25 protein-coding genes are annotated in these 25,217 nt (G+C 65.3%); 3 read left to right on the top strand and 22 right to left on the bottom strand.

Going from position 1 to position 25,217, the window contains the following annotated elements:
- On the bottom strand, window positions 1-521 hold a 521-nt coding region (locus tag KPL81_RS13630; protein ID WP_219792668.1), incomplete at its 3' end, for an electron transfer flavoprotein subunit beta/FixA family protein.
- Window positions 522-873: 352 nt separating this feature from the next.
- On the opposite strand from KPL81_RS13630, the gene KPL81_RS13635 reads away from it, so the two are divergent.
- On the top strand, window positions 874-2,544 hold the full coding sequence (locus tag KPL81_RS13635) for an electron transfer flavoprotein-ubiquinone oxidoreductase (RefSeq protein ID WP_219792669.1): 1,671 nt from the start codon (window positions 874-876) through the stop codon (window positions 2,542-2,544).
- A gap of 78 nt (window positions 2,545-2,622) precedes the next feature.
- Here the strand turns inward: KPL81_RS13635 and KPL81_RS13640 are convergent, their stop codons facing one another.
- The 16 genes from KPL81_RS13640 to KPL81_RS13715 all read right to left on the bottom strand — a co-directional run bounded on the left by KPL81_RS13640 (window position 2,623) and on the right by KPL81_RS13715 (window position 16,456).
- Window positions 2,623-3,453, bottom strand: coding sequence for a sulfurtransferase (locus KPL81_RS13640; RefSeq protein ID WP_219792670.1), 831 nt, complete (start codon window positions 3,451-3,453; stop codon window positions 2,623-2,625).
- Window positions 3,450-5,678, bottom strand: a complete 2,229-nt coding sequence (locus KPL81_RS13645) for an ATP-dependent helicase (protein ID WP_219792671.1) — start codon at window positions 5,676-5,678, stop codon at window positions 3,450-3,452. The genes KPL81_RS13640 and KPL81_RS13645 overlap by 4 nt, the downstream gene beginning before the upstream one ends.
- Window positions 5,675-6,232 carry a DUF1285 domain-containing protein gene (locus tag KPL81_RS13650; RefSeq protein ID WP_219792672.1) on the bottom strand — a complete coding sequence of 186 codons (558 nt, stop codon included), beginning with the start codon at window positions 6,230-6,232 and terminating at the stop codon, window positions 5,675-5,677. Before KPL81_RS13650 ends, KPL81_RS13645 begins: the two co-directional genes overlap by 4 nt.
- A gap of 30 nt (window positions 6,233-6,262) precedes the next feature.
- Complete coding sequence (locus KPL81_RS13655; protein WP_209477738.1) at window positions 6,263-7,108, bottom strand: TatD family hydrolase; 846 nt, start codon at window positions 7,106-7,108, stop codon at window positions 6,263-6,265.
- Between the two features lie 48 nt (window positions 7,109-7,156).
- Complete coding sequence (locus KPL81_RS13660; RefSeq protein ID WP_209477736.1) at window positions 7,157-7,492, bottom strand: PilZ domain-containing protein; 336 nt, start codon at window positions 7,490-7,492, stop codon at window positions 7,157-7,159.
- Between the two features lie 23 nt (window positions 7,493-7,515).
- A complete protein-coding gene (locus tag KPL81_RS13665) occupies window positions 7,516-8,511 on the bottom strand; it encodes a DNA polymerase III subunit delta' (protein WP_422674133.1) in 996 nt (331 codons plus the stop codon).
- A complete protein-coding gene (gene tmk / locus KPL81_RS13670; protein ID WP_209477732.1) occupies window positions 8,508-9,161 on the bottom strand; it encodes a dTMP kinase in 654 nt (217 codons plus the stop codon). Before tmk ends, KPL81_RS13665 begins: the two co-directional genes overlap by 4 nt.
- Window positions 9,162-9,185: 24 nt before the next feature.
- Window positions 9,186-10,190, bottom strand: coding sequence for an endolytic transglycosylase MltG (gene mltG / locus KPL81_RS13675; RefSeq protein ID WP_209477730.1), 1,005 nt, complete (start codon window positions 10,188-10,190; stop codon window positions 9,186-9,188).
- A 51-nt stretch (window positions 10,191-10,241) separates the two neighbouring features.
- Entirely contained in the window at window positions 10,242-11,063 is an 822-nt protein-coding gene (pabC, locus tag KPL81_RS13680; RefSeq protein ID WP_209477728.1) for an aminodeoxychorismate lyase, read from the bottom strand.
- Between the two features lie 24 nt (window positions 11,064-11,087).
- Window positions 11,088-12,329, bottom strand: coding sequence for a beta-ketoacyl-ACP synthase II (gene fabF, locus KPL81_RS13685; RefSeq protein WP_422674136.1), 1,242 nt, complete (start codon window positions 12,327-12,329; stop codon window positions 11,088-11,090).
- A 190-nt stretch (window positions 12,330-12,519) separates the two neighbouring features.
- A complete protein-coding gene (gene acpP / locus KPL81_RS13690; protein ID WP_008956801.1) occupies window positions 12,520-12,753 on the bottom strand; it encodes an acyl carrier protein in 234 nt (77 codons plus the stop codon).
- A 122-nt stretch (window positions 12,754-12,875) separates the two neighbouring features.
- Window positions 12,876-13,619 carry a 3-oxoacyl-ACP reductase FabG gene (gene fabG / locus KPL81_RS13695; RefSeq protein ID WP_219792675.1) on the bottom strand — a complete coding sequence of 248 codons (744 nt, stop codon included), beginning with the start codon at window positions 13,617-13,619 and terminating at the stop codon, window positions 12,876-12,878.
- A 75-nt stretch (window positions 13,620-13,694) separates the two neighbouring features.
- On the bottom strand, window positions 13,695-14,648 hold the full coding sequence (gene fabD / locus KPL81_RS13700) for an ACP S-malonyltransferase (protein ID WP_219792676.1): 954 nt from the start codon (window positions 14,646-14,648) through the stop codon (window positions 13,695-13,697).
- 5 nt (window positions 14,649-14,653) lie between these two features.
- Window positions 14,654-15,691 carry a phosphate acyltransferase PlsX gene (gene plsX, locus KPL81_RS13705; RefSeq protein WP_209477720.1) on the bottom strand — a complete coding sequence of 346 codons (1,038 nt, stop codon included), beginning with the start codon at window positions 15,689-15,691 and terminating at the stop codon, window positions 14,654-14,656.
- A 35-nt stretch (window positions 15,692-15,726) separates the two neighbouring features.
- Complete coding sequence (gene rpmF, locus KPL81_RS13710) at window positions 15,727-15,897, bottom strand: 50S ribosomal protein L32 (RefSeq protein WP_209477718.1); 171 nt, start codon at window positions 15,895-15,897, stop codon at window positions 15,727-15,729.
- Window positions 15,898-15,928: 31 nt separating this feature from the next.
- A complete protein-coding gene (locus tag KPL81_RS13715) occupies window positions 15,929-16,456 on the bottom strand; it encodes a YceD family protein (RefSeq protein WP_219792677.1) in 528 nt (175 codons plus the stop codon).
- Between the two features lie 118 nt (window positions 16,457-16,574).
- Here KPL81_RS13715 and KPL81_RS13720 point away from each other — a divergent pair, with 118 nt between their 5' ends.
- Window positions 16,575-17,168 carry a Maf family protein gene (locus KPL81_RS13720; RefSeq protein ID WP_219792678.1) on the top strand — a complete coding sequence of 198 codons (594 nt, stop codon included), beginning with the start codon at window positions 16,575-16,577 and terminating at the stop codon, window positions 17,166-17,168.
- On the opposite strand, the gene sppA is transcribed toward KPL81_RS13720, so the two are convergent.
- The 3 genes from sppA to KPL81_RS13735 are packed head-to-tail and all read right to left on the bottom strand — an operon-like array spanning window position 17,156 to window position 19,891.
- Entirely contained in the window at window positions 17,156-18,232 is a 1,077-nt protein-coding gene (gene sppA / locus KPL81_RS13725) for a signal peptide peptidase SppA (RefSeq protein WP_219792679.1), read from the bottom strand. The two genes, KPL81_RS13720 and sppA, sit on opposite strands and share 13 nt — an antisense overlap.
- A gap of 25 nt (window positions 18,233-18,257) precedes the next feature.
- A complete protein-coding gene (locus KPL81_RS13730; RefSeq protein WP_219792680.1) occupies window positions 18,258-18,908 on the bottom strand; it encodes an HAD-IA family hydrolase in 651 nt (216 codons plus the stop codon).
- A gap of 35 nt (window positions 18,909-18,943) precedes the next feature.
- Window positions 18,944-19,891 (bottom strand): RluA family pseudouridine synthase, encoded by a 948-nt coding sequence (locus KPL81_RS13735; RefSeq protein ID WP_219792681.1) that lies wholly within the window; start codon window positions 19,889-19,891, stop codon window positions 18,944-18,946.
- 564 nt (window positions 19,892-20,455) lie between these two features.
- Here KPL81_RS13735 and rne point away from each other — a divergent pair.
- Complete coding sequence (rne, locus tag KPL81_RS13740; RefSeq protein WP_219792682.1) at window positions 20,456-23,635, top strand: ribonuclease E; 3,180 nt, start codon at window positions 20,456-20,458, stop codon at window positions 23,633-23,635.
- A 94-nt stretch (window positions 23,636-23,729) separates the two neighbouring features.
- Here the strand turns inward: rne and murB are convergent, their stop codons facing one another.
- Together murB and KPL81_RS13750 are read right to left on the bottom strand one after the other, a co-directional pair.
- Window positions 23,730-24,737 (bottom strand): UDP-N-acetylmuramate dehydrogenase, encoded by a 1,008-nt coding sequence (gene murB / locus KPL81_RS13745; RefSeq protein WP_219792683.1) that lies wholly within the window; start codon window positions 24,735-24,737, stop codon window positions 23,730-23,732.
- Complete coding sequence (locus KPL81_RS13750) at window positions 24,734-25,213, bottom strand: low molecular weight protein-tyrosine-phosphatase (RefSeq protein ID WP_209477704.1); 480 nt, start codon at window positions 25,211-25,213, stop codon at window positions 24,734-24,736. Before KPL81_RS13750 ends, murB begins: the two co-directional genes overlap by 4 nt.
- Between the last annotated feature and the right edge of the window lie 4 nt (window positions 25,214-25,217).

The raw sequence follows: 25,217 nt of genomic DNA on the forward strand, positions 1-25,217 counted from the left end.
ATCACCGCCGGCAGGGTCAGCTCGACGGTCTGCAGGCCGCCGTCGATCTCGCGGGTCACCTGCACCTTGTCGTTCTCGACCGTCACTTCCGAGGCGAAGGTGCCCTGGGGCAGGCCGGCCAGCGCGGCCAGCATCTGGCCGGTCTGGTTGTTGTCGGTGTCGATCGCCTGCTTGCCGAGAATGACGAGACCGGGCTGCTCCTCTTCCACCACCTTGGCCAGCAGCTTGGCCGCGGCCAGCGACTCGACGCGCTCTTCGGTCTCGACATGCACGGCACGATCGGCGCCCAGCGCCAGCGCGGTACGCAGTTGCTCCTGGGCGGCCTTGGGGCCGATGGTCACGGCGACCACCTCGGTGGCCACTCCCTTCTCCTTCAGGCGCACCGCCTCTTCCACGGCGATCTCGCAGAAGGGGTTCATGGCCATCTTGACGTTGGTGAGATCGACGTCGGAGTGATCCGCCTTGACGCGGATCTTGACGTTGTAGTCGATGACGCGTTTGACCGCGACGAGTACTTTCATGGTGTCCTCACTTGGTTCAGTGGGTGAACCGTTTGGTTTTGGACTCGCTGACGTCCTTCGAGTAAAGGTCAACGACCCCTTAGAACCGTTTGCTATTCCTTTATACGTTTCATGCAAGCGTTTGATAGGCGCCGAATCGAAAAACCCTGCCAATGTGCCACAGCCTGGCCTGTGGCAACAATCCCTTACCCGTCGCTGCGGGTGGAGCCGTCGTACATTGCCATTCGTAGGGCTGTCCTGACTCGTTTATTATGCCTATCATGGAGAATATCGAGAAGCAAACGACCGTTTTATTTTCCTTCGACGTTGGTGGCAGCCGCTCCGACGCCGAAGCCGAGGGAGGAGCGAGTGGATGTCTGAGCAAGTAGAACGCGATTCGATGGACTTCGACGTGGTGATCGTCGGCGCCGGCCCTTCCGGGCTGTCGGCGGCCTGCCGCCTGATGCAGCAGGCCAACGAGGCCGGCCAGGAACTGACGGTGTGCGTGGTGGAGAAAGGCTCCGAAGTCGGCGCTCATATCCTGTCTGGTGCCGTGTTCGAGCCCCGCGCGCTGGCCGAGCTGTTCCCCGACTGGGAAGAGCGCGGCGCTCCGTTGACCACCCCGGCCACCCGCGATGAGGTCTACCTGCTCAAGGATGCCCAGAAGGCCCAGAAGCTGCCCAACGCCCTGGTGCCGAAGAGCATGCACAATACCGGTGGCGACATGAAGCGCTACGTGATCAGCGCTGGCAACCTGTGCCGCTGGCTGGCCGAGCAGGCCGAAGGGCTCGGTGTCGAAGTGTTCCCCGGCTTCGCTGCCCAGGAAGTGCTGCACGACGAGGACGGCACCGTGCGCGGCATTCTCATCGGCGACATGGGCGTGGCTGCCGACGGCACGCCCAAGGACGGCTACATGCCGGGCATGGAGCTGCGCGCTAAGTACACCCTGTTCGCCGAGGGCGCCCGTGGTCACCTGGGCAAGGGCCTGATCTCGCGTTTCAAGCTCGACGAGGGTCGCGATCCCCAGCACTACGGTATCGGCCTCAAGGAGCTGTGGGACATCCCCGCCGAACAGCACGAGCCGGGGCTGGTCCTGCACGGCTCGGGCTGGCCGCTGGCCAAGGATACCCATGGCGGCTGGTTCCTCTATCACGCCGAGAACAATCAGGTCGTGGTCGGCCTGATCATGGACCTCTCCTACCAGAATCCCTGGCTCTCGCCGTTCGACGAGTTCCAGCGCATGAAGCATCACCCGGTGCTGGCCAAGCATCTGGAGGGCGGCAAGCGGGTCGCCTACGGTGCACGGGCCATCACCAAGGGCGGCCTCAACTGCCTGCCGAAGATGACCTTCCCCGGCGGCCTGTTGATCGGCTGCGATGCCGGCACGCTGAACTTCGCCAAGATCAAGGGCCTGCACACGGCGATGAAATCCGGCCTGGTCGCCGCCGAGGCGGTCTTCGAGGCTATCGCCGGCGGCGACGAGGGCGGCCAGGAGCTGACTGCCTTCAGCCAGAAGTGGGAAGCAAGCTGGGCCTACACCGAACTCAAGGAGACCGCCAGCTTCGGCCCGGCGCTTCACAAGTACGGCACCGTGGGCGGCGGCGCCTACAACTTCGTCAATCAGCTGCTGGGCGGCAAGCTGCCCAACCTGCACGACACCACGCCTGACCATGCCGCCCTTAAACCGGCCAGCGACTTCGAGAAGATCGACTATCCCAAGCCAGACGGCAAGCTCTCCTTCGACAAGCTCTCCTCGGTGTTCCTGTCGAATACCAACCACGAGGAGGACCAGCCGAGCCATTTGAAGCTGCTGGACCCGGAGCTTCCCATTCGCGAGAACCTGCCGAAGTACGCCGAGCCGGCCCAGCGCTACTGCCCGGCCGGGGTCTACGAAGTGGTCGAGGATGACGACGGCAAGCCGCGCTTCCAGATCAACTTCCAGAACTGCGTGCACTGCAAGACCTGCGACATCAAGGATCCGGCGCAGAACATCAAGTGGGTGGCACCGGAGGGCGGCGGCGGGCCCAACTACCCCAACATGTGACCCGCAGCCCTAAGGGCAAACGTGAGCAGGGCGTGCCTATGGCACGCCCTTTTTGTACTACTTCCCTCTATTGGCAGCCTAGCGCAATCCGCCACGCGCCACTGGTCTCGATGGGTCGCGGATCCACTCGCTCCACGAGCCCGGATAGAGCCGGGGCAAGGGACGCCCGGCAATGGTGTAGGCGAGAACGTTGTGACAGGCGGTCACGCCGGAACCACAGTAGGCCACGACCGCTTCATCACGAGGGAGCTCGCCATCCAGCACCTCGGGAGTCTTGAAACGTCCCGTTTCGGTAAGGTTGGCGGAGCTGGGGCGGCACACCGCCCCGGGAATGTGTCCGGCCACCGGATCGATGGGCTCCACCTCGCCACGAAAGCGCTCCTCGCTGCGAGCATCGAGCTTCAGCTCCCGCCCGGAGAAGACTTCGTCTGCGCTCATGATTGCCCTGTCATCGAAGCTAGGCTGCCAGCGGCTCGGCTCGGGCCGTACTTCCTGCCCCAGCACGAGTTCTCCGCCCTCCTCCTGCCAGGCTCGCAGCCCTCCATCGAGTACGCGCACATCGGGGTGCCCTGCCCACACAGCTAGCATCCACCAGGCCCGGGCCGCGGCCAGCTGGCCGCCCATGTCGTCAAGCACCACCACGGGTACATGGGGTGAGATGCCGAGACGCTGTAACGTACCAGTGAAAGCCTCGCGAGACGGCAGGGGGTGGCGACCGCTCTCACCGGGCTCGGCCGCTAAGTCTCGATCGAGGTCGAGGTGCAGGCTACCGGGCACGTGACCGGCTTCCCACAGTCTGCGACCGGCATCACCGTCGCCCAGCCGCGCACGACAGTCGAGAATGCTGGGCGGGTTTCGTCCTAGCAGCGACTCGGCCAGTTCGCGGGCCGAGATGAGTACCTGGCTCATGTACGTTCTCCTTGGGCAGACTCGGGATACGCCTTCTCGCTGCCGAACAGTTCGATGGGCGCCCGGCAGGCCAGCAGGCGGCGACGTCCGGCCTGCTTGAAGTTTACTTCAATCACCGGGTCAGCGGGGTCGCCCTCCACCACCACGATCTCACCCTCTCCGAATACCGCGTGGAGCAGTCGCTGCCCGGGACGGTAGGGCTGCATGGCGTAGGCCGCACCCCGCTCACCCAGCGCCATACCTCGTGGCGTCAGTGGAATAGCGGAATGGCCGACGCCAGCCAGGTAGCGCGAGACCAAATCGGGTGAAGACACCGCCAGGGGGACATCCTCCTGCGTCGGCTCCTCCAGCCGGGCCGCGACACGTTGGCAATCCTCCCATGCCGTCTCGCCAAGAAAACGGCTGGGTCGGTGATCACCACCGTCATGCAGCAGCAGCAGACGTTCGCGAGCCCGCGTCACGGCGACATAGAACAGTCGCCTCTCCTCCTCCAGTCGCTCGGGAGACAGCGGGTTGTCACGACTGTAATGCGGGAAATCCTCCTCGTTGACGCCCGCAACGATCACCAACGGCCACTCTAATCCTTTGGCCCCATGGACGGTGGTGATCAGCAAGCCGTCGTCACGGTTCTCGACAGGCCTTTCGAGCAGCTCGATGAAGGCATCGATGTGAGGCGTCTCGCCGGCCTGTTCAATCAGAACGTCGAGCAGGCGCACGTCCTCCTCACCCTTCTCGCGGCGTGCGGCGGCGCGCTTGAGCACCTTCTCGGCATCCAGGGCCTCGACGATATGCGCCAGTAGTCGCGCGGGCGGCCAGTCGCCCAGCCGGGGCAGTTCGCATAGCAGCGCCCAGCGCCGCTTCAGGTTGCGTCGTTGCATCGGCTTGAGGCCGGCCAACAGAGGATCGTCCCGTTCGGGATATTGCTGCGCTTGCGCCAGGCGCTGGACCAGGGCGACGAGACGTTCACGGGCGACGAAAGGCGTCGGCTGCTCGAACAGGCGCAGCAGGTGTGCCGGGTCGTGCAATAGCCTCGGGCTTCGGGCCAGTTGCAGGTAGCCGGCCAGCGCCTGCACTAGCGGCAGGCGAAAGACGAAGCGATCCTCACGGGAGAGTCGAAATGCAATCCCGGCTTGTAGCAGCTGCAACTGTACGGGTACCGAAAGCGTCCAACTGCGCACCAGCAGGCAGGCCTCATCGAGCGCTCTTCCCGCACGCTGCCAGCGGTCGAGCGTCGCCAGTAGCGCCGCCCTGCCCTGCTCGATGGTCAATGCCGTGCGCGGGTTGCCGGGAGCGGCCAGGCACAGCTGGTCAGGCCGTCGCCGGTTGCCGGCAATGGCATGGTTTGCGAGTAGTGCCAGTGCATGACCGTGGCGGAAGGTGGTGGATAGCGGGTAGTCGGTAGCCATACCGAAGGTGGCGGTAAAGTGCTCGCGCATGGTGTCGGGATGGGCACCACGCCACTCGTAGATACACTGATTGGCATCTCCTACCGCCATCACATCGGCGTCGCGTCCGGCGAGCAGCGCCAGCAAGCGCAACTGAGCCTGATTGATATCCTGATATTCGTCGATGATCGCCTGGTCGAGAAAGCCCTGTACCCTGCGCACCAGGCCAGGGTCGGCCTCCAGCGCGCGCAGAGGACGGTAGAGCAGGTCGGAGTAGGTCATCAGGCCGTGTTCGGCCAAAAGCGTCTCGAGTCGCTCGAAGGCGTCGGCGAAATGCTCGCTGCCCTCGTCGTCGAACCGCTCCAGCAGCGTGGCCGCCGGAATCATCTCGGCCTTCACCAGGCCACAGAAATGCGCCAGCGCCTCCAGGGTATCGGCTTCCAGCGCCAGCTCGCGCCGATCACCGTCCTCGAGAGCCTCGAGGGTCGCCTGACGTAATAGACGTTCTACCTGCCAGTCGGCGGCGATCAGCCGTCGGGGGGCCAGCGCGCCCCAGCGCGTCAGGCTGGCCGTCAAACGATGCCCCAGCGAATGAAAGGTCCGCACGTCGGGCAGGCGCTGTCCGGCAGGCGCCATCTCGACCAACCGACGCTGGAAGTCTTCGCGCGCCGAGCGGTTGAACATGAGGACCAAGATCCGGTTCGCCGGCACCCCCCGCGCCAGCAGGTGCAGCACGCGAGCGACCAGGGTGGTGGTCTTGCCAGCCCCGGCCACCGCAGCGACCCGTGCATGACCGGCACCATGCTCGACGACGGCGCGCTGTTCTCCGGTCAGCCTCACGACGCCTCGGCAGGCAGCTCGCCGAGCGGCTGCCAACAGTCATCGCTGAGCAGGCCAAGCTCGATGACGCCGCCCGTCCCTGTGCGCTGCTCGGCGCTTTCCACCAGCCGATAGTAGACGTTACGCCCCAGGCGAGCGGCAAGGCCGAAGCGCACCGGCACTTCCGGGACCTGCTCCCCCTCGGGGGTAACCGTCACCTCGAGTCGATGAGTCGCGTCAAGGCGAACCCGATCTCCCACGTGAGTCGTCAGCCACCAGCAGCCCGAGGCTTCGTCGTAGTCGGCATCCACCACCACGAAGGGTCGATCGGCCACGCGGATACGCTGCTTCTCTACCGGCGTCACCAGATAGTAGTGGCCGTCCTCCTCACGCCGCAGCAGTGTCGAGAGCAAACGCACCAGATGGGGACGTGTCATCTCGCTGCCCTCGTGGAACCAGCGGCCATCGGCAGCGATCTCCACATCCATCACCCCAGCCAGGGTCGGCTGCCAGCGGTCCACCGGCGGGATGGCGCCATCGGAGTCGACGTGATTGAGTAGAGGATCGAGATTCATGGTTGCCCCCGATATCGATAGCGATTTCGCCTAAACCAGACCGGCCTGGACCAAGGCCTCACGGGTCTCGGCAGATATTTCGGGAGCGGCGTGACGAAAGAGGCGATAGAAATTTGCCGTGGTCTGCATGGCCACCTCGTCGACACTAATGCCGCGCTCATGAGCAATGCACTGTGCTACTTCCACCACCCAGGCCGGTTCGTTGGGCTTGCCGCGATGCGGTACCGGCGCCAGATAGGGACTGTCTGTCTCTATCAGCAGGCGGTCCAACGGCACCCGGCGGGCCACCTCGCGCAGGCTATCCGCATTGCGGAAGGTGACGATGCCCGACAGCGAGATGTAGAAACCATGACGCACCGCCTCCCGCGCCATCTCGAGGTCTTCGGTGAAACAATGCAATACCCCACCGATGGCAGGGTCGCTGTGCTCGCGGATCAGCGCCAGGGTGTCCTCGCGTGCATCGCGGGTGTGCACGATCACCGGAAGCTCTAGCTCGGTGGCGGCGATCAGCTGGCGGCGGAAGCGCTCGCGCTGCACCTCACGCGTGGGTACGCGATCAGGCGTCTTGTCGAGATAATGGTAGTCCAGACCGCACTCGCCGATGGCCACGGCAGCGAAGCGCTCTGCGCTCTCCTTGATCGACTCGAGGTCGGGTTCGTGCTCCAGCAGGTGCAGCGGATGCACGCCAGCGGATATCGAGACATCGGCGTGCTCGCGGGCTATTGCAGCCAGCTTCGGCACGTCTTCGAGGGTCACGGCAATCGCCAGGAACTGGCGCACGTCGCGAGCCCTGGCCGCTTCCAGGGCGTCGGCAAGACTACCGTCGTGCGTGGCGGGATCGAGGCGATCGAGATGACAGTGCGAATCGACAAACATGCAGGGGGAAACTCGTCAGATGAATGCGTTGGCAGGGGTACGGGTTGCTCACAGGGTATAGGTCGGAGCGCCCTTGTCCAGTTGCCCCGCCAGCAGGGTTTCGATGCGATCGCGTACGGCTTGGTCTTCGGGGCTGAAGTGGATACCGATGCCCGGCACCCGCCGCCCCGCCACGCCATCTGGCGATACCCACACGACCTGGCCGGTGACCGGCACCCGCTCGCTTTCGCCGGGCAGGGCCAGCAACAGATAGACTTCCTGGCCCAGCTCGTAGCGCTCGCGGGTAGGCACGAAGATTCCACCCCGTTCGAGCAGCGGCATGTAGGCGGAGAGCAGCGTCTGCTCGTCCTGGATCGTCAACGACAGGGCCTTCTGCGGTGCCATCGGTTCTCCTCCCTTCGCCTGCCTCAGGAGCGCAGCAGGGTCGACCAGCGTACCAGCCAGGCCTCGAGGACCAGCTGGGGGTTGGGATTGCCGCCCGCCGCCAGCAACCGGCGCTGCTCGCGGGCAAAGTCAAGCAGCCGGAACCAGTCCTGCACGCGAGCGTTCTTGACCGCCTGACGGTAGAGCGGCAAAAGATCGGGATTGCGTACTTCGTCTGCCTCCCCCGACAGGCCCAGGCGAATGAGATCCTCGAGCCAGGCAATACCGTACCACAGGATGGACTCTAGGGACTGGCGATCAAGGCGCGCCGCCTCCGCCACCGGCTCGGCGCCGCGCACCAAGGCATCGAAGGTCTCATGCAATTGCTTGCGCAACGCCCTTGCATCGGGCGTCGCCAGTTCGGTAGCGAGCAACGGCAGCCCACCCGAGACCTGAAACCAGAACGCGGCTTCGTCGCGATTGCCCAGCTGCGTCGACAGCCATTCCAGGCTCTGCTCGGATTCCGGCAGCGGCAGGCTCCAGTGCTGACAGCGCGAGCGAATGGTGGCCAGCATGCGCGAGGGAACGTCTGCCAGCAGCACGAACTGGGTGCGCTCGCCCGGCTCTTCCAGGCTCTTGAGCAGTGCGTTGGCAGCGGCCACGTTCATCGCCTCTGCCGGCGACAGTACGATCACGCGATGCCCACCCTGCTGGGCGGTCTGGGCGACGAAGGCGTTGACCTCACGAATGGGGTCGATGCGTATCTGTCGCTTGCCCTCTTCCGGCGATACACGCAGCAAGTCAGGATGATAACCGGAAGCCAGCATGCGACAGCCGTGGCACTGACCGCAGGCCATCTCTCCCGGAGTATTGCATAACAGGTAGCCGACCAGCGCCTCGGCGAAGTGCTGCTTGCCCACCCCATGCGGCCCGGAAAGCAGCAGTGCATGGGGAAGGCGGGCGCCACGATGCAGGGACACGAACTGCTGCCAGAGCGGTGCGTGCCACGGCAGTGGTGTCGCTGGCGTCGGCTCGTTCACTGCCAAGTCCTCAGGTGTTCCTCCAGGCACGCCGATAGTCGTCCCTGTACGGTGGCTAGCGGGGCATCGGCATCGATGACCGCCACCCGTTCGGGGGCCACTTTCGCCCTCTCCAGATAGGCCAGCCGCACCGCCTCGAAGAAGGCGACATGCTCCTGCTCGAAACGGTCACGGCCCTGCCCATTCGCCTCGAGGCGCCCCTGGAGGCGTCGCTGAGCGGCCTCGACCGGCATGTCGAGCAGCAGCGTCAGGTCGGGCTCCAGCCCACGCTGCACGAAACGCTCCAGTTCGCCGATGCGCACGGCATCGATGCCGCGACCGCCGCCCTGATAAGCAAAGGTGGCATCGGTGAAGCGGTCGCACAGCACCCAGGTGCCTTGTTCCAGTGCCGGTCGAATGCGCTGCGCCAAGTGTTGGGCGCGGGCGGCGAAGACCAACAGCAGCTCGGCGTCGGCATCCAGCGGCTCGTCGGCCTCCGAGGACAGCAACAGCTCGCGAATGGCTTCGGCCCGCGGGGTGCCTCCCGGCTCCCGCGTGCATATCACGTCGATGCCGCGTGCCGCCAGCCATTGGGCCACCCATGCCAGGTTGGTCGACTTGCCGACTCCCTCGCTGCCTTCCAAGGTAATGAATCGTCCACGCTGTTGCATCGGGGCTCCTGTGCGTCCAGCCGCTCAGCGATTGCGGATATAACGGTTCACGGCGTTATTGTGCTCGCGTAACGTGCGCGAGAAGTGGTGCGTGCCGTCGCCTCGCGAGACGAAATAGAGCGTCTCGCCGGGCTCGGGATCAACCGCGGCTTCGAGTGCAGCGCGTCCCGGCATGGCGATGGGCGTCGGCGGCAGGCCGTCGATGGTATAGGTATTGTACGGAGTCGACTCCCGCAGATCGGCGCGGGTGATGCGTCCCTCGTAGCGCTCCCCCATGCCGTAGATCACGGTAGGATCGGTCTGCAGACGCATGCCGCGCTCCATGCGGCGCTTGAAAACGCCCGCGATCTCGCGACGTTCCTCGGGGGCGCCGGTCTCGCGCTCGATCAGCGAAGCCATGATCAGCGCCTCGTAGGGCGTCTCGTAGGGCAGATCGTCGCGGCGTGTCTCCCACACCTCGTCCAGTACCTGCTCCATGCGCGCGAGTGCCTGGCGCAGGATATCGATATCGCTCATGCCCTTGTGGTAGCGATAGGTATCGGGGAAGAACCAGCCCTCGGGGTGCCGTCCCTCGCGCTCGAGCAGCGCCATGATCTCGTCATCGCCAAGCCCCGCGGTTTGGTTCTCCAGTTTGGGAGCGGCATCGAGGCGAGCCCGCATCTGGCGAAAGGTCCAGCCTTCGGGAATGGTCAACGGATAGGTGACGACCCGGTCGCTACCGAGCAGCTCGACCAAGTCGCGTCCGCTCATTCCAGGTTCGAGCATGTATTCGCCGGCCCGCAGTTGCGGGGTCGCTTCGGGTTCGAGTCGCGTCAGCAGGCGAAACGCCCACTCGTCCTTGATCACGCCACGGTCCGCCAGGTCCGCCATCACTCGGTTATAGCCCGCCCCACGCGGCACTTCATAGAGGGTCTCCTCCTCCACCGCAAGGGGAGCGTCGAGCCGGCTCTCCCAATAGCGATAGCCGGCGAATGCCGACACGGCCGCCAGGATGATCAGCACCACTAGAAACTTCACCACGCGCAGCATGCGTCTTCCTCATCACTCATCATTTCCGTGCACAACACGCGGCCAACGTCCTCAGCTCGTGAAACGTGCGGGATATCCCAGCAGCTCATGGGCTTCGCGCTGCAAGACCCGATGTACGGGCCCCACTTTCCAGCTACCGTGCCGGGAGCCATCGGCGCCGTCGAGCCGTACCACGGGCCAGAGCCCCTGGATCGAGTTGCCGAGCCATACGGCTTCCGCCTCGGCCAGCGCTGCCGGCCCCATGCTGACTTCACGGATCTCCAGACGCTCCATCAGGGCGGCGCGCAGCGTGCCGGCCACGCCGCAACCATCCAGCCGGGGCGTTTCCAGGCACCCTTGGCGCTGCCAGAACAGGTTCATGCAGGTGGCTTCGATCAAGGTGCCGTGGCTGTTGCAGAGTACCCCTTCCGCGACGTCAGGGTCGTCCCATTCGCGGCGCGCCAGCACGTTCTCCAGCCGATTGAGGTGCTTGAGCCCGGCAAGCAGTGGCTGAACGCTCAAGCGCAGCCGGCAGTGCCGCACTCGGACACCCGACTCCCAGCGCTGCGGCTGGGGGAGGAAATCCACCGCCTGCCATAACAGGCGTGGCTGGGCGACGGGCGAGGGAAGGTAACCGCGCCCGCCACTGCCCCGGGTCAGGATCAGCTTGAGCACCTTGAGCCCCGCTCCTGCCCGGGCGGGCAAACCGTCGAGTTCGGCAGCAGCAGGCATGGGAATGCCCAAGGTTCGACAGCCCTTGGCCAACCGGGCCATGTGCTGTGGCCACAGCAGGGGTTCGCCATCGCGCACCAGCACGGTTTCGAACAGTCCATCCCCATAAGCCAGGCCGCGATCGTCGGCCGGCACCCAGGGTTCTGCTTGCGGGCGGTTCATGTCACACGCTCGCGACGCCCCGGCTCAGCGCAGCCGGGAGAAGACCAGAGTGCCGTTGGTGCCGCCGAAGCCGAACGAATTGGACAGGGCCACGTCGATCTTCATCTCGCGTGCGGTGTGCGGCACGTAATCCAAGTCGCAGCCCTCCTGGGGGTTGTCCAGGTTGATCGTCGGCGGCGCCACCTGATCGCGAATCGCCAGGATGCAGAATACCGCTTCGACGGCACCGGCGGCGCCCAGCAGATGACCGATCATCGACTTGGTGGAACTCACCGCCACCGAGTCGGCCGACTCGCCCATGACCTTGCGGACAGCTCGGCTCTCGGCCAGGTCGCCCGCCGGGGTCGAGGTGCCATGTGCATTGATATAGTCGACCAGAGCGGGGTCGATGCGCGCATCGCGAATGGCATTGCGCATGGAGAGCGCCGCCCCGCTGCCATCTTCTGGCGGTGCGGTCATGTGAAAGGCATCGTCGCTCATGCCGAAGCCGGTCAGTTCGGCATAGATCCGTGCGCCACGCGCCTTGGCGTGCTCGTACTCCTCCAGCACCAGGATACCTGCGCCATCCGACAGCACGAAGCCGTCGCGATCGCGATCCCAGGGGCGGCTGGCGGCCTGCGGGTCGTCGTTGCGGGTGGACAGCGCCCGGGCGGCAGAGAACCCGCCCAACCCCAGCGGAGTGGTGGCCATCTCGGCCCCACCGCAAATCATCACGTCGGCGTCGCCGTAGGCGATGGTGCGGGCGCTGTAACCGATATTGTGGGTGCCGGTGGTACAGGCGGTGGTGATGGCGATGTTGGGCCCCCGGAAGCCATGCTGAATGGCCAGGTTGCCGGAGATCATGTTGATGATCGAGCCGGGAACGAAGAAGGGCGAGATTCGACGCGCCCCTCCCTTGTGGAGAGCGTTGTGGTTCTGCTCGATCATCGGCAACCCGCCGATGCCGGAGCCGATGGCGACACCGATGCGCTCGGCGTTCTCGTCGGTGCATTCGAGACCGGCATCCTGGATGGCCTGCGCTCCCGCTGCGATGCCGTACTGGATGAACAGATCCATCTTGCGCGCATCTTTCGGGTTCAGGTAAGGGCTGATGTCGAAGTTCTTGACCGAACCGCCGAAGCGAGTGTTGAAGCCGGTTGCATCGAAATGCTCGATAGGGGCGATACCGCTCTTGCCGGCCAGGATGTTCTCCCAGCTCTCCCCGACGGTGTTGCCCACCGGTGTGACCAGCCCCAGCCCGGTCACCACAACTCTACGAGCCATCAGAAATCCTCCAGACAACCTTGATGACACGGCCCATCGCCCGGGCCGTCATTGCGCGCATTATACCGGACATGCTCCTCGCTTGGGCAGCCACGGTCTCGACACAAAGCAAAAAGCCGCCCTGGAACTCAGGACGGCTTTTCCAGGCCCCTCGCAGAGCCCTTCACCTCAGCAAGCGGTGACGACCGCGCCCTTACTGATGGGCGTTGACGTAATCGATGGCTTCCTGAACGGTGGTGATCTTCTCGGCTTCTTCATCGGGAATTTCGGTGTCGAATTCCTCTTCGAGCGCCATGACCAGCTCGACGGTATCCAGGGAATCGGCGCCCAGGTCCTCGGTGAATGAGGAGCTGTTCTGGATATCCTCTTCCTTGACGTTCAGGCGCTCGGCCACAACCTTCTTCACGCGCTCTTCGATGGTGCTCATTATACGTACTCCAGTCGTTCAAGTTAGCCGTTCAGATGACCAGCCGTTTGGTCCGCAAACTCAAGCTGCGGGGTAGTTTATAGACGCCCCCCCGTCGGCGCAACCACCGACCCGCGGGGGCTTCAACGCATATTCATGCCGCCATTGACCTGCAGCGTCTCGCCGGTAATGTAGCCAGCGGCGTCGCTTGCCAGGAAACCGACGGCAGCCGCGATCTCCCCGGGCTCGCCAAGGCGCGCCAGCGGAATCTGGGTCAGCAGTGCTTGATGTTGCTCTTCGGGCAGTGCCCGCGTCATGTCCGTGGCAATGAAGCCCGGCGCCACCGCGTTAACGGTGATGGCCCGGGATGCCACCTCACGCGCCAGTGCGCGAGTGAAGCCTTCCATGCCCGCCTTGGCGGCAGCATAGTTGGTCTGGCCGAGATTGCCCATGGTCGCCACCACCGAACTGATGCTGACGATACGACCGAAGCGGGCTTTGGTCATGCCCCGCAGGCAGGCCTTGGTGACGCGATAGACCGACTTGAGGTTGGTGTCGAGCACCGCGTCCCACTCATCTTCCTTCATGCGCATCAGCAAGTTGTCCCGCGTGATGCCGGCATTGTTGACCAGGATGGTAGGAGCACCGAACTCCTCACCAATGGCCTTGACCAGCGCATCGACGCTGGCCTGGTCGGTCACATCGAGCGCCCTGCCGGCGCCCTCGATACCGTTGGCACGCAGGTCCTCGTCGATCCTGGCCGCACCGGACTCTGTAGTGGCCGTGCCGATCACCACGCGCCCCTGACGGCCGAGTTCATGGGCGATAGCCTGCCCGATGCCTCGGCTGGCACCGGTCACCAGGGCGATTCTGCGTTCGCTTGACATAACCTGTTCCCGCTCCATTGCTGTTTGATCCCGGGGCTCGACGCCCCTCCATGTGGGGTATGGGCCGGATGCGCCTTACTGGCCGACCGCCTCACGCGCCAGGCCAAGCGCCGCCTCGAGACTGTCCGGATCATTGACCGCCAGCCCCTTGCTGCCCTTGGCGATGCGCTTGCCGAGGCCGGTGAGCACCTTGCCCGGCCCGCACTCGATGAAGACCGCGGCTCCCGCCGCCTCCATCGCCTCGACGCAGGCGGTCCAGCGCACCGGTTGATAGAGCTGCTCGACCAGTCGAGTGCGCAGGGTCTCGACGTCGGCATGCGCCTGGGCATCGACGTTCTGGTAGACGGTATAGCGCGGCGGACGCATATCGAGATCCGCCATGGCCGCTTTGAGCCGCTCGGCGGCCGGATGCATCAGAGCGCAGTGCGACGGCACCGAAACCGGCAGCGGCATGGCACGCTTGGCTCCCGCCTCCTGGCACAGGACAATGGCACGCTCCACGGCCGCCTTGTCGCCGGCGATCACCACTTGCCCCGGGGCATTGTAGTTCACCGCCGCCACCACCTCATTCTGCGCGGCCTCGGCACAGGCCGTTTCAACGGTGGCATCGTCGAGCCCCAGGATCGCCGCCATGGCGCCCTGCCCCACCGGCACCGCTTCCTGCATCGCCTCGCCACGCAGACGTACCAGGCGCACACCGTCGGCGAAGCCCACGACACCGGCGCACACCATCGCGCTGTACTCTCCCAGGCTATGACCCGCCATGGCACCTGGGCGCGGCCCCTCCAGCTCCTGCCAGACGCGCCAGATCGCCACACTGGCAGTCAGCAATGCCGGCTGTGTACAGGCGGTAGCATTGAGAGCCTCGTCGGGCCCCTCCTGTACCACTTTCCACAGGTCATAGCCCAGCGCATCGGCGGCCTCTTCGAAGGTCGTCCTTACGACGCTGTAGCGTTCCGCCAGCTCCCGCAGCATGCCAACTTGCTGGGAGCCCTGCCCAGGAAAGACGAGGGCAAGGGGTTGAGTCATGTCATTCACCATTGCTCTTGTTGAGTGCTATCACATTGGGCGCCCAGCTCCGCGGCCAGCCGCGCCGGCAAGCCGCGGCGGATCTCTTGTACGGCCCGCGACACAGCATAGGAGAAACCAATGGCATCGGCGCTGCCATGGCTCTTGATCACGATGCCATCGAGCCCCAGCAAACTGGCGCCATTGTAGCGCACCGGATCGAGCTCGCTCTTCAGCCGACGCAGCGCCGGCCTCGCCAGCATGCCGACCAAGCGACTACCCCAGTGTGACTCGAAGGTTGTCTGGACCCGCCCGATCAGCATTCGCGCCAGCCCCTCGCTGGCCTTGAGTACCGCATTGCCAACGAATCCATCGCAAACCACCACGTCGGCGGAGCCGGCAAAGATCCCATCTCCTTCAACGAAGCCGATGTAGTTCATCGCGCCCAGTGCACCTAGCAGCGCATCGGCCTGACGCACCGTCTCGCTGCCCTTGGTACCCTCGCTACCCACGTTGAGCAGCGCCACCCGGGGGGCAGCGAGCCCATCCACGTGCCGCGCCATGACCTCCCCCATACGGGCGAAGTCCACTAGCCTCTCCGCCGTGACGTCGACATTGGCGCCGAGATCCAGCAGATAGCAGCGCTCGTCAGCGCGGGTAGGAATGGCAGTGCAGATAGCGGGACGCGGGATGTCCGCCACGGTGCCCAGTGCACGCCGGGCCAAGGCCATCAAGGCCCCGGTGTTGCCGGCACTGACGCCTGCGTCGGCATGACGGCCGGCCACGTGGGCGAGCATCAGCGCCATGCTCGTATCGCCGCCACGTCGGAGCGCGTCGGAGGGTCGCTGATGCTGATGAATCATCATCGGCGCGTGATGGATGGACAGACGTGAACCCGCCGCGGCTAGATGCCGCGGCAGATTGTCAAGCTCGTTTGACAACTGGTCGCCCGGGCCGAACAGATCGATCGCCAACCCCGGCCATGCCTGGATGGCAGCGGCTGAACCCTGCACGGCAACGGCGGGACCGGCGTCCCCGCCCATCGCATCGATGGCAATCCGCACGTTCAGGTGCCGATGGTCATCGACGGCGGGTCGACTCAGGCGTCGACCACCTTGCGGCCACGGTAGAAGCCGTCCGGGGAGACGTGATGACGCAGGTGAGTAGTGCCGGTTTCCTTGTCCTGAGCCAGGGTCGGCGCGCTCAAGGCGTCGTGGCTGCGACGCATGCCGCGCTTGGAACGAGTCTTACGGTTCTGTTGAACTGCCATGGGTGTCACTCCGAAGTGAGACGATAAACAATCAGGATTTGCCCTTGAGGTGACGCAACACCTCGAATGGACTAGCGGGAGCCGGCTCGCTAGATTCGGCCTCCTCACCGCTGCTCAGCTGGTCGCGCGAGACACGGCAAAGCGCCTCGTCGTGGTAAACCACCTGGGGCAGGCTGAGGATCAACTCATCCTCGACCACCTCCAGCAGGTTCAGCTGTTCGTTTTCCACCAGCACCGGCTCGTGGGTGCTCGGCAGCTCCGCCGCCAAGGTATCGCTCGAGACCATGCCCAGCAGGAACTCGCTCTCGACATGCTGCGCCATCGGCTCGAGGCAACGCCGGCAAGGCAGTTGCAACTCGGCTTCGAGACGACCGCAAATTTCGCGACGCCCCTGTGCATCGATGCCGAAATCGAGCCACACCTGGCAATCGCCCGCCTGCGCACCGACCTGCTCGGCCAGACGCTCGAACTGGTCGAGCGCCATCAGGCCGGAGAGGCTTTCGCCACGGGCGGCGAGCCGATAGGGCTCGACCCTGTTGGGAAGTCGTGAGGTCAACATAGGCGCGCAATGATAGGCACTCCCCCTGCCCCTGTCAAAGACGCCCTCTCAACAAGTTACACTACCCGTCCGCTCAAGCTCTGAACGACTCGTTTTCCATGCACTCCAGGAGGACTCCATGCCTCGACTCGTCCTCGCTTCCAGCTCCCGCTGGCGGCGCCAACTCCTCGACCGCCTTGGGCTCCCCTACGCCTGGGCAAGCCCCGACATCGACGAGACAGCGCACCCTGACGAGACACCACAAGCGCTGGTGCACCGGCTGGCACTGACCAAGGCCAGCCGAGTGGCCGAGGAGTACCCGGCGCACCTGGTGATCGGCTCCGATCAGGTCGCCGTATTCGACGGTGACATCCTCGGCAAGCCCGGCAATGCCGCCACGGCCCGGGCCCAACTGGCACGGTTCGCCGGGCACCGTGTGACCTTCCTCACCGGCTTGGCGCTGATCGATACCCGCAACGCGCGCCACTGGGTCTGCCATGAGCGCTATGACGTAGTTTTTCGCCGCCTCAGTGACGCCGAGATCGCCCGCTACGTGGAGCGCGAGCAGCCACTGGACAGTGCCGGCAGCTTCCGCATGGAGGGACTCGGCATCGCCCTGTTCGAAAAGCTCGAAGGCGACGACCCCAATACCCTGATCGGCCTGCCACTGATTCGGCTGTGCCAGTTGCTGCGCGAAGCGGGCCTCGACCCGCTGGGCACTCAGGGCAGTTGATAGCGTACCGGCGAGCGGCTGGAGGGTATTCCCGTCCACTCGGCAGCGACCCGCCCGAACTGGCGGCTCAGGCGTTCGAAGGGATCCAGCCGCGGCGTGTAGTCATGCAAGCGAAGCTCGCCGAACAGCTCGCGACTCAGCGCGTCGAGACTGCCGATGCCATCGATCAGCCCCAGCTCCACGGCTTGCTGACCGGTCCAGATCAAGCCACTGAAGAGCCGCTCGTCCTCGGCCAGGCGGTCACCGCGCCCCTGGCGTACGGCCTCGATGAACTGGTCGTGGGTAATGTCCATGACCTGCTGCCAGAATTCGAGCACCTCCGGATCCACCTCGGAAAAAGGATCGAGGAAGTCCTTGTTCTCGCCACTGACGTAGATACGCCGCTCGATGCCGAGGCGCTCGATCGCCTCCTCGAAGCCGAAGCTGGCGAAGATCACGCCGATCGAGCCCACCAGGCTGGCGGGGGCCGCCACGATCTCGTCGGCCGCTGCGGCCATATAGTACGCGCCACTGGCGCCGACATCCTCGATGACGGCGATGATCGGCTTGTCACCTTCCTCGCGCAGACGCAGGATTTCGTTGTAGACGCGCTGGGACTGCACCGGACTCCCCCCCGGACTATTGATGTGCAGTACCACGGCGACAGCGTTGGGCGAGTCCCAGGCGCGATTGAGCCCTTCGATGACGCGCCCGGCGCTGGCCGGCGACTCGCTGTCGATCACCCCCTGGACCTTGACCACACCCAGGTGCTGCCGCTCAGACTCCGCTGTCGGATCACCAAACAAGCCATAGAAGGTGGCAGCCAACGATGCCAGGATCAACGCGGCGAAGAGAAAGCGGAAGAACAGCTTCCAGCGCCGGGAGCGGCGCTGCTCGACCAGCACCCCATTGATCCAGCGGTCGAGCATCTCCTGCTGTGCCAGGCGCTGTCGCTCGCGCGTTGCCTCGGCACTCTCCGGCGGCGGTACCGGCTTTTCATCCTTCTCCCGACGCGCCTCTCGTGCCTGCTCGGGAGTCAACTCCGGTCCTTCGGTCCAGCGGTCTTCACGCTTGTCGTCGCTCATGGACTCATCTTCCCTTGCTTGCCAGCTAACTTTCCAACCAGTCGAACAGTGCTTCGACCGCCTCGGCAGTATAGACGGGGCGGCTCGTTGCCAGTCGCTGCGGGGCATGCACGCCCCATGTCACGGCGACCCGGTCCATGCCCAAGGCTCGTGCCATCTCCAAGTCGTACTCTGTATCGCCTACCATCACTGCCTCCTCGACCGGCACATCCAGCTCGACCAGCAGTTCCTCGAGCATCTGCGGGTGCGGCTTGGAGCGGGTCTCGTCGGCGGTGCGGCTGGCATGGAACCAGTGACCGCAGCCACTCTCGCGAAAGACCCGATCGAGACCTCGCCGACTCTTGCCGGTCGCCACGGCCAAGCGCCGCGCCGGGAGCTCGCGCAGCCTGGCGATACCCATCTCGACGCCGGCAAAAAACGGCATCGGCGTGCGACTGCCCTCGACGAAATGGTAAGCATAGCGGCTGCGCAGCAGTTCGAAGCGCTCGGCATCGATGCCCGGACACAGCCGGTCGATGGCCTCGGGCAATCCCAAGCCGATGATGTCGCGCACCGCGGCCGCCTCGAGATGCCCCCAGCCAGCATCGCGCGCCGCCGCCTGCATGCAGGCGACGATACGAGCGACGGAATCCATCAGGGTGCCGTCCCAGTCGAAGATTACCAGTCGATAGCGCATAGCGGCTCCGATAGAACTGCGCGGCAGACCGCGCCTCAGCGACACTCGCGGGCTCGCCTGAGCGCCGCCTCGAGCTCATCAGCCAACGGGGCGCGGATCTGAACCGGGCGCCCACTGCTGGGCTCGGGAAAGGTCAGCGACTCGGCATGCAGGAACAGGCGCGACAAGCCGAGATGCCTCGCCAGCGACTCACCTTCCCGTGAGCCGTACTTGTCGTCGCCGAGCAAGGGATAGCCGGCGTGGGCGGCATGCACGCGGATCTGGTGGGTGCGACCGGTCACCGGCTCGGCATCGATCAACGTCGCCTTGGGCAGGGCCTCGCGTACGGCAAAGCGGGTGCGCGCTACCTTGCCGGCGGCATCCACGCGCACCCGACGCTCGCCGTTGCCGGCATCGTAGCGATCGAGCCGTGCGCTGACGTATTCGCGCCGCGCGGGCCAGCGGCCTGCCACCAACGCCAGGTAGCGCTTGTCCATCTGGTGGTGCTTGAGCGACTCGTTGAGCGCGAGCAGCGCCGGGCGCGACTTGGCCAGCAGCAGACACCCCGAGGTATCGCGATCGAGGCGATGGACCAGCTCGAGGAAGTCGAGGTCCTCACGCACCTGCCGTAGCGCCTCGATCAGGCCGATCTTGACCCCACTGCCACCATGTACCGGAAGACCCGCAGGCTTATTAAGCACCAGCCAGCCCGGCCCTTCCACCAGCACGCTGCCGGCGAGTAGGTTGCGCAGGCCGTCACTGACCTGCTTGACCGCCTCACGGGGCGCCAGCTTGAGCGGTGGGATGCGCACCACGTCGCCCACCTGCAGGCGATAGTCGGCCTTCACCCGCTTCTTGTTCACCCGCACCTCGCCCTTACGCACGATGCGATAAACCAGCGTTCGCGGCACGCCCTTCAGCCGCGTTATCAGGAAGTTGTCGACACGCTGGCCCGACTGGCCCTCACCCACTTCCACCCACTGTACGTCGCGCCCCTCGGCCATGACACTCCTGCTGAAAATCCGTTGTTCGGCAGCATTCTAACGCACTCGGCGACGCACTGCGCCAATTGCTGCGCCTGGGCAATACTGCTATATTGCCAGCTCGCTCGGATGGATCCCTTCGGTCCCATGGCGCCTGCACGACAGACACGCAGGCCGGAGCGACAAATCGGGCAGCGACGATCCCCTATGCAACGGGTCACGCCGCCGACGAGTGACAGAAGCAGCAAAGAAGACAAGCAGTGACGCCACGCCCGGACCCGACTCGCGACACAGGCGAGCGGTGGCCACGGGAATCGTTCCACATCGTGCCGGTGGCCGGCGTTGGCGAATCGATGAATGCCAGGTGTCTGGCGGTGACCGCAGGGCCGGATGGGAGTAGCCCCACCGAGACATGTCCTGCCTCCGCCACGTACTCAACATGATCATGTCGTGCCGGACCCATAGAGGGGACCCGGTACGATCGGGCGCCACTGCGCATCCGCGACATGCGCTGAGCACAAGCACGCAGCACCCAGAGGTTCGCCTTCTTCGAAGCCTACCGGCGCGTCCAGTTTGCGAGACAACATGAAACGGATGCTCATCAATGCGACCCAGCCCGAAGAGCTGCGCGTCGCGCTGGTAGACGGACAACGCCTGTATGACCTGGACATCGAATCCGGTGCCAGGGAGCAAAAGAAAGCCAATATCTATCGCGGCAAGATCACCCGCGTCGAACCCTCCCTCGAAGCCGCCTTCGTCGACTTCGGGGCCGATCGACATGGCTTCCTCCCGCTCAAGGAGATCTCCCGCGAGTATTTCCTGAAGGAGGCCTCGGGACGCCCCAGCATCAAGGAAGTGCTCAAGGAGGGCCAGGAAGTCATCGTCCAGGTCGACAAGGAGGAGCGCGGCAACAAGGGGGCTGCGCTGACCACCTTCATCAGCCTGGCCGGCCGCTTCCTAGTGCTGATGCCCAACAATCCGCGCGCCGGCGGCATCTCTCGTCGCATCGAAGGTGACGAGCGCACCCAGCTCAAGGAGGCCATGGGCCAGCTCAGCGTGCCGGAGAAAATGGGCGTGATCGTGCGTACCGCCGGCATCGGCCGCAGCAGCGAGGAGCTTCAGTGGGACCTCAACTACCTGGTCCAGGTATGGGAGTCGATCACCGAGGAGGCCGGCAAACGCCCCGCACCGTTCCTGATCTACCGCGAATCCGATGTCATCATTCGCGCCATGCGCGACTACCTGCGACAGGACATCGGCGAAGTTCTCATCGATGACCCGACGGTGCATCAGCGCGCCCTGGCGTTCATTCGCCAAGTCATGCCCTCGTACCAGCAGAAGATCAAGCTCTACGCCGACGAAGTTCCGCTGTTCTCGCGTTTCCAGATCGAATCCCAGATCGAGACCGCCTATGAACGCGAAGTGAAGCTGCCCTCCGGCGGCTCCATCGTCATCGACCATACCGAGGCTCTGGTTTCCATCGACATCAACTCGGCGCGTGCCACCCGTGGCAGCGACATCGAGGAGACTGCACTGCAGACCAATCTCGAGGCAGCCGACGAGATCGCCCGGCAGCTGCGTCTGCGCGACATTGGCGGCCTGGTGGTGATCGACTTTATCGACATGAGTCCGGCGCGCAACCAGCGCGAGGTCGAGAACCGCATGCGCGATGCGCTCAAGCTCGATCGCGCCCGAGTGCAGATCGGTCGCATCTCGCGCTTCGGCCTGATGGAGATGTCACGTCAGCGCCTGCGGCCGTCGCTGGGCGAGACCAGCGGGGTTGTCTGCCCGCGCTGCAACGGCCAGGGCACCATCCGTGACGTGCGTTCGCTGTCGCTGTCGATCATGCGCCTGATCGAAGAAGAGGCGATGAAGGAGCGCAGCGCCCAGATACGGGCCATCCTGCCGGTACCGGTGGCGACCTACCTGCTCAACGAGAAACGCGCAGTACTCTCCGACATCGAGAAGCGCCAGGACGTGCGCGTACTGGTGCTGCCCAACCCCGACATGGATACGCCGCACTACGACGTCCAGCGGCTACGCGATGACCATATCGAAGAGGAAGGCGATCAGGACAAGTCCAGCTTCGAGCTGTCGGTCGAGACCGAGATCGGCAAGGAGCCGGATACGAGCATCGCCAAGCCGGTCGTCCGCACCGAAGCGGCCGTCAAGACGGTAATCCACAACGAACCGGCGCCAGCCTCCCTGCAACAGGAGCCGACCCCGCAACCGCCCGCCACCCCCCCGGCCAGCGCCCCCGCCACTCCCGCTGTCGGCGTACTCGGCCGCTTGTTCAAGGGTGTCAGCAAGCTGCTCGGTGGCACCGAGAGCGAACCGGCGGCACCAGCGGAGTCACGCAAGCCGACGCCTCGCCCGGCGCAGGCTCGCAGCAGCGATGAAGAGCGCGGCGAGCGCAACGGTGGCCGCCAGCGACGCCGGCCACGCAGCGAGCCTCAGGAAGAAGGCCGGGGGCAACGCGGACAGGCGCGTCAGCAGAGCCAGCAGGAAGGTAACCGCAGCGATTCGCGCCAGGACGCCCGCCAGGATAACACATCCGGCCGCGGTGAAGGCCGCGGCGGCCGCGGCCGCAACCAGGCGCGTGCCGACAAGCCACAGGCCAGTGAAGAGAGTCGTCAGGGCAATAAGCCGCGCAGCCGCGACGACGCCCCCCGTCGCCCCAGGACCGAGCCTCAGGAAAAACCCACCGAGCAAGCGGCCGAACCGGCCAAAGCGGACGATGGCAAGCCCAAGCGCACGCGCAACAACCCGCGCAACCGCTCGCGCCAGCATGCCCTCAACCCGCAGGCCGAAGCAGAGCAGAAGCGTTTGCAAGCAAGCGAACAGGCTGAACCTGCTACCGAGCAGGCCAAGGCCGAAGCACCCGTGCCGGCAGAGAAATCCGCCGAGCCGGTAAAGGCCGAACAGCCGAAGCCGGCGGAGAAGCCTGCCGAGCCGACCAGGGCCGAGCAGCCGAAGCCTGAAGCCAAGCCCGAACAGGCCGAGGCGCCCAAGCCGGCAGAGAAGCCCGCCGAGCCGGTAAAGGCCGAACAGCCGAAGCCGGAAGCCAAGCCCGACCAGGCCAAGGGCGAGACGCCCAAGCCGACGGAGAAGCCTGCCGAGCCGACCAAGGCCGAGCAGCCGAAGCCGGAAGCCAAGCCCGAGGAGGCCAAGGTCGAGGCGCCCAAGCCGGTGGAGAAGCCTGCCGAAGCGGCCAAGTCCGAGCAGCCGAAGCCGGAAGCCAAGCCCGACCAGGCCAAGGGCGAGACGCCCAAGCCGGTGGAGAAGCCTGCCGAGCCGACCAAGGCCGAGCAGCCGAAGCCGGAAGCCAAGCCCGAGGAGGCCAAGGTCGAGGCGCCCAAGCCGGTGGAGAAGCCTGCCGAAGCGGCCAAGTCCGAGCAGCCGAAGCCGGAAGCCAAGCCCGACCAGGCCAAGGGCGAGACGCCCAAGCCGGTGGAGAAGCCTGCCGAGCCGACCAAGGCCGAGCAGCCGAAGCCGGAAGCCAAGCCCGAGCAGGCCAAGGTCGAGGCGCCCAAGCCGACGGAGAAGCCCGCCGAGCCGACCAAGGCCGAGCAGCCGCAGCCGGAAGCCAAGCCCGAGCAGGCCAAGGTCGAGGCGCCCAAGCCGGCGGACAAGCCTGCCGAGCCGGGCAAGACCGAGGCAACCGAAACCGAGCAGCCTCCTGCCCGCCGTCGGCGTCGTGCGCATAACGATCCGCGCGAAATCCGCCGCCGCGAGCAAGAAGCACAGAAAGGCAGTCAGGGCTGAAACACGCCTCCTGCTAAAAGTGAACGGCCCGCGCTCTCAGCGCGGGCCGTTTCGTTCATACCCTCTTGTCGTCTCGACAATGTTCTACATGCTTTCAGGCCAGCCGGGGCTCACGCTCCAATACGACGCCAAAATGCGCTTCCACCTCGGCAGCTACCTGACTGGCAAACGCCAGCAACTCCTCGGCACTACCGCCGCCGAAGTGCACCAGCACCAGTGCCTGACGCTCATGCACAGCGAAGTGACCGACACGCCACCCCTTGAGCCCGCAACGGTCGATCAGCCAACCGGCGGCCAGCTTGACGCGACCATCCGACAGCTCGAAGTGCGGCATATCAGGCCATGACGAGCGCAATGCGGCCGCCTGGTGGCGCTCAACGACAGGATTCTTGAAAAAACTTCCGGCGTTGCCCAGCACCGCCGGGTCGGGCAGCTTCTCACGACGAATGGCACACACCGCCTCGGCCACTTCGAGTGGCTCCGGCCGCCTCCCTACCCGCTGGGCCAGGTCGCCGTATGCCAGACGCGGGGTTGGCCTCCGTGACACCTTCAGGATCAAGCCCGTAACGACCACCCTGCCCTCCAGTTCGCCCTTGAAGATGCTGTCACGATAGCCGAAGGCGCACTCCTCCGCCGTCAGCCGCGCACAACGGCCATCCTCGACGAACATGACGTCAACCGCTTCAAGCACGTCGCACAGTTCAACGCCGTAGGCACCGATGTTCTGGATCGGCGCGGCACCGCAGGAACCGGGTATCAGGGCAAGGTTCTCGATGCCCCACAGGCCGCGGCCGGCCAATGCCATGACCAACGCATGCCACTCGACCCCCGCCCCCACGTGCACCTGCACGCTGTCATCCTTCTGCTCGAGCCACCAGTGGTGCAGTGCCGGTTGAAGCACCAGCCCCGGCAATCGCGCCGGCAGGATCAGGTTGCTGCCTCCGCCCAGCACGGTCAGCGGCCACTCCCTTGTGCCCGCCAGGCCCAGCAGTCGGCGCAGCGGCTCGAGTGCGGTCGGAGCGGCAAAATACTCGGCGCGGCACGGCAATCCCAGGGTATTGGCCGAGCTCAGGTCGTGCCACGCCAGGATGGTATCGCTCAATGCCGCAGCTCCTCGAGCCGCTGGGCGATTTCCTCGACCAGGCCTCGGGAAGCGGCTTCGATCAGGTCGAGCACTTCCTCGAACCCCTGTTCGCCGCCGTAGTAGGGGTCGGGCACCGGCCGATCGACCTCACCGGCGAAGTCGAGGAACAGGCCGATATGGGCCCCGCATCCGTCGGGGCACTGCTGGCGCAGAGCCGCCAGGTTGTCATGGTCCATGGCCAGCAGATAATCGAAGCGTGAGAAGTCCTCGGCCGCGAGCTGGCGCGCGCGCAGCTCGCTCAGATCGATACCACGCCGGCGCGCGGCCGCCGCGGCTCGCGTATCCGGCGCTTTGCCTACGTGCCAGTCACCAATGCCGCAGGAGTCGATCTCCACGCGGTGGGCCAGCCCGGCCACTTCGAGTTCACGGCGGAACACGCCCTCGGCGGTGGGTGAACGGCATATGTTGCCGAGACAGACGAAGAGAACGCGCATGGGG

Origin of the sequence: Billgrantia antri (assembly GCF_019430905.1) — a bacterium.
Taxonomy (GTDB): Bacteria; Pseudomonadota; Gammaproteobacteria; order Pseudomonadales; family Halomonadaceae; genus Halomonas; species Halomonas antri.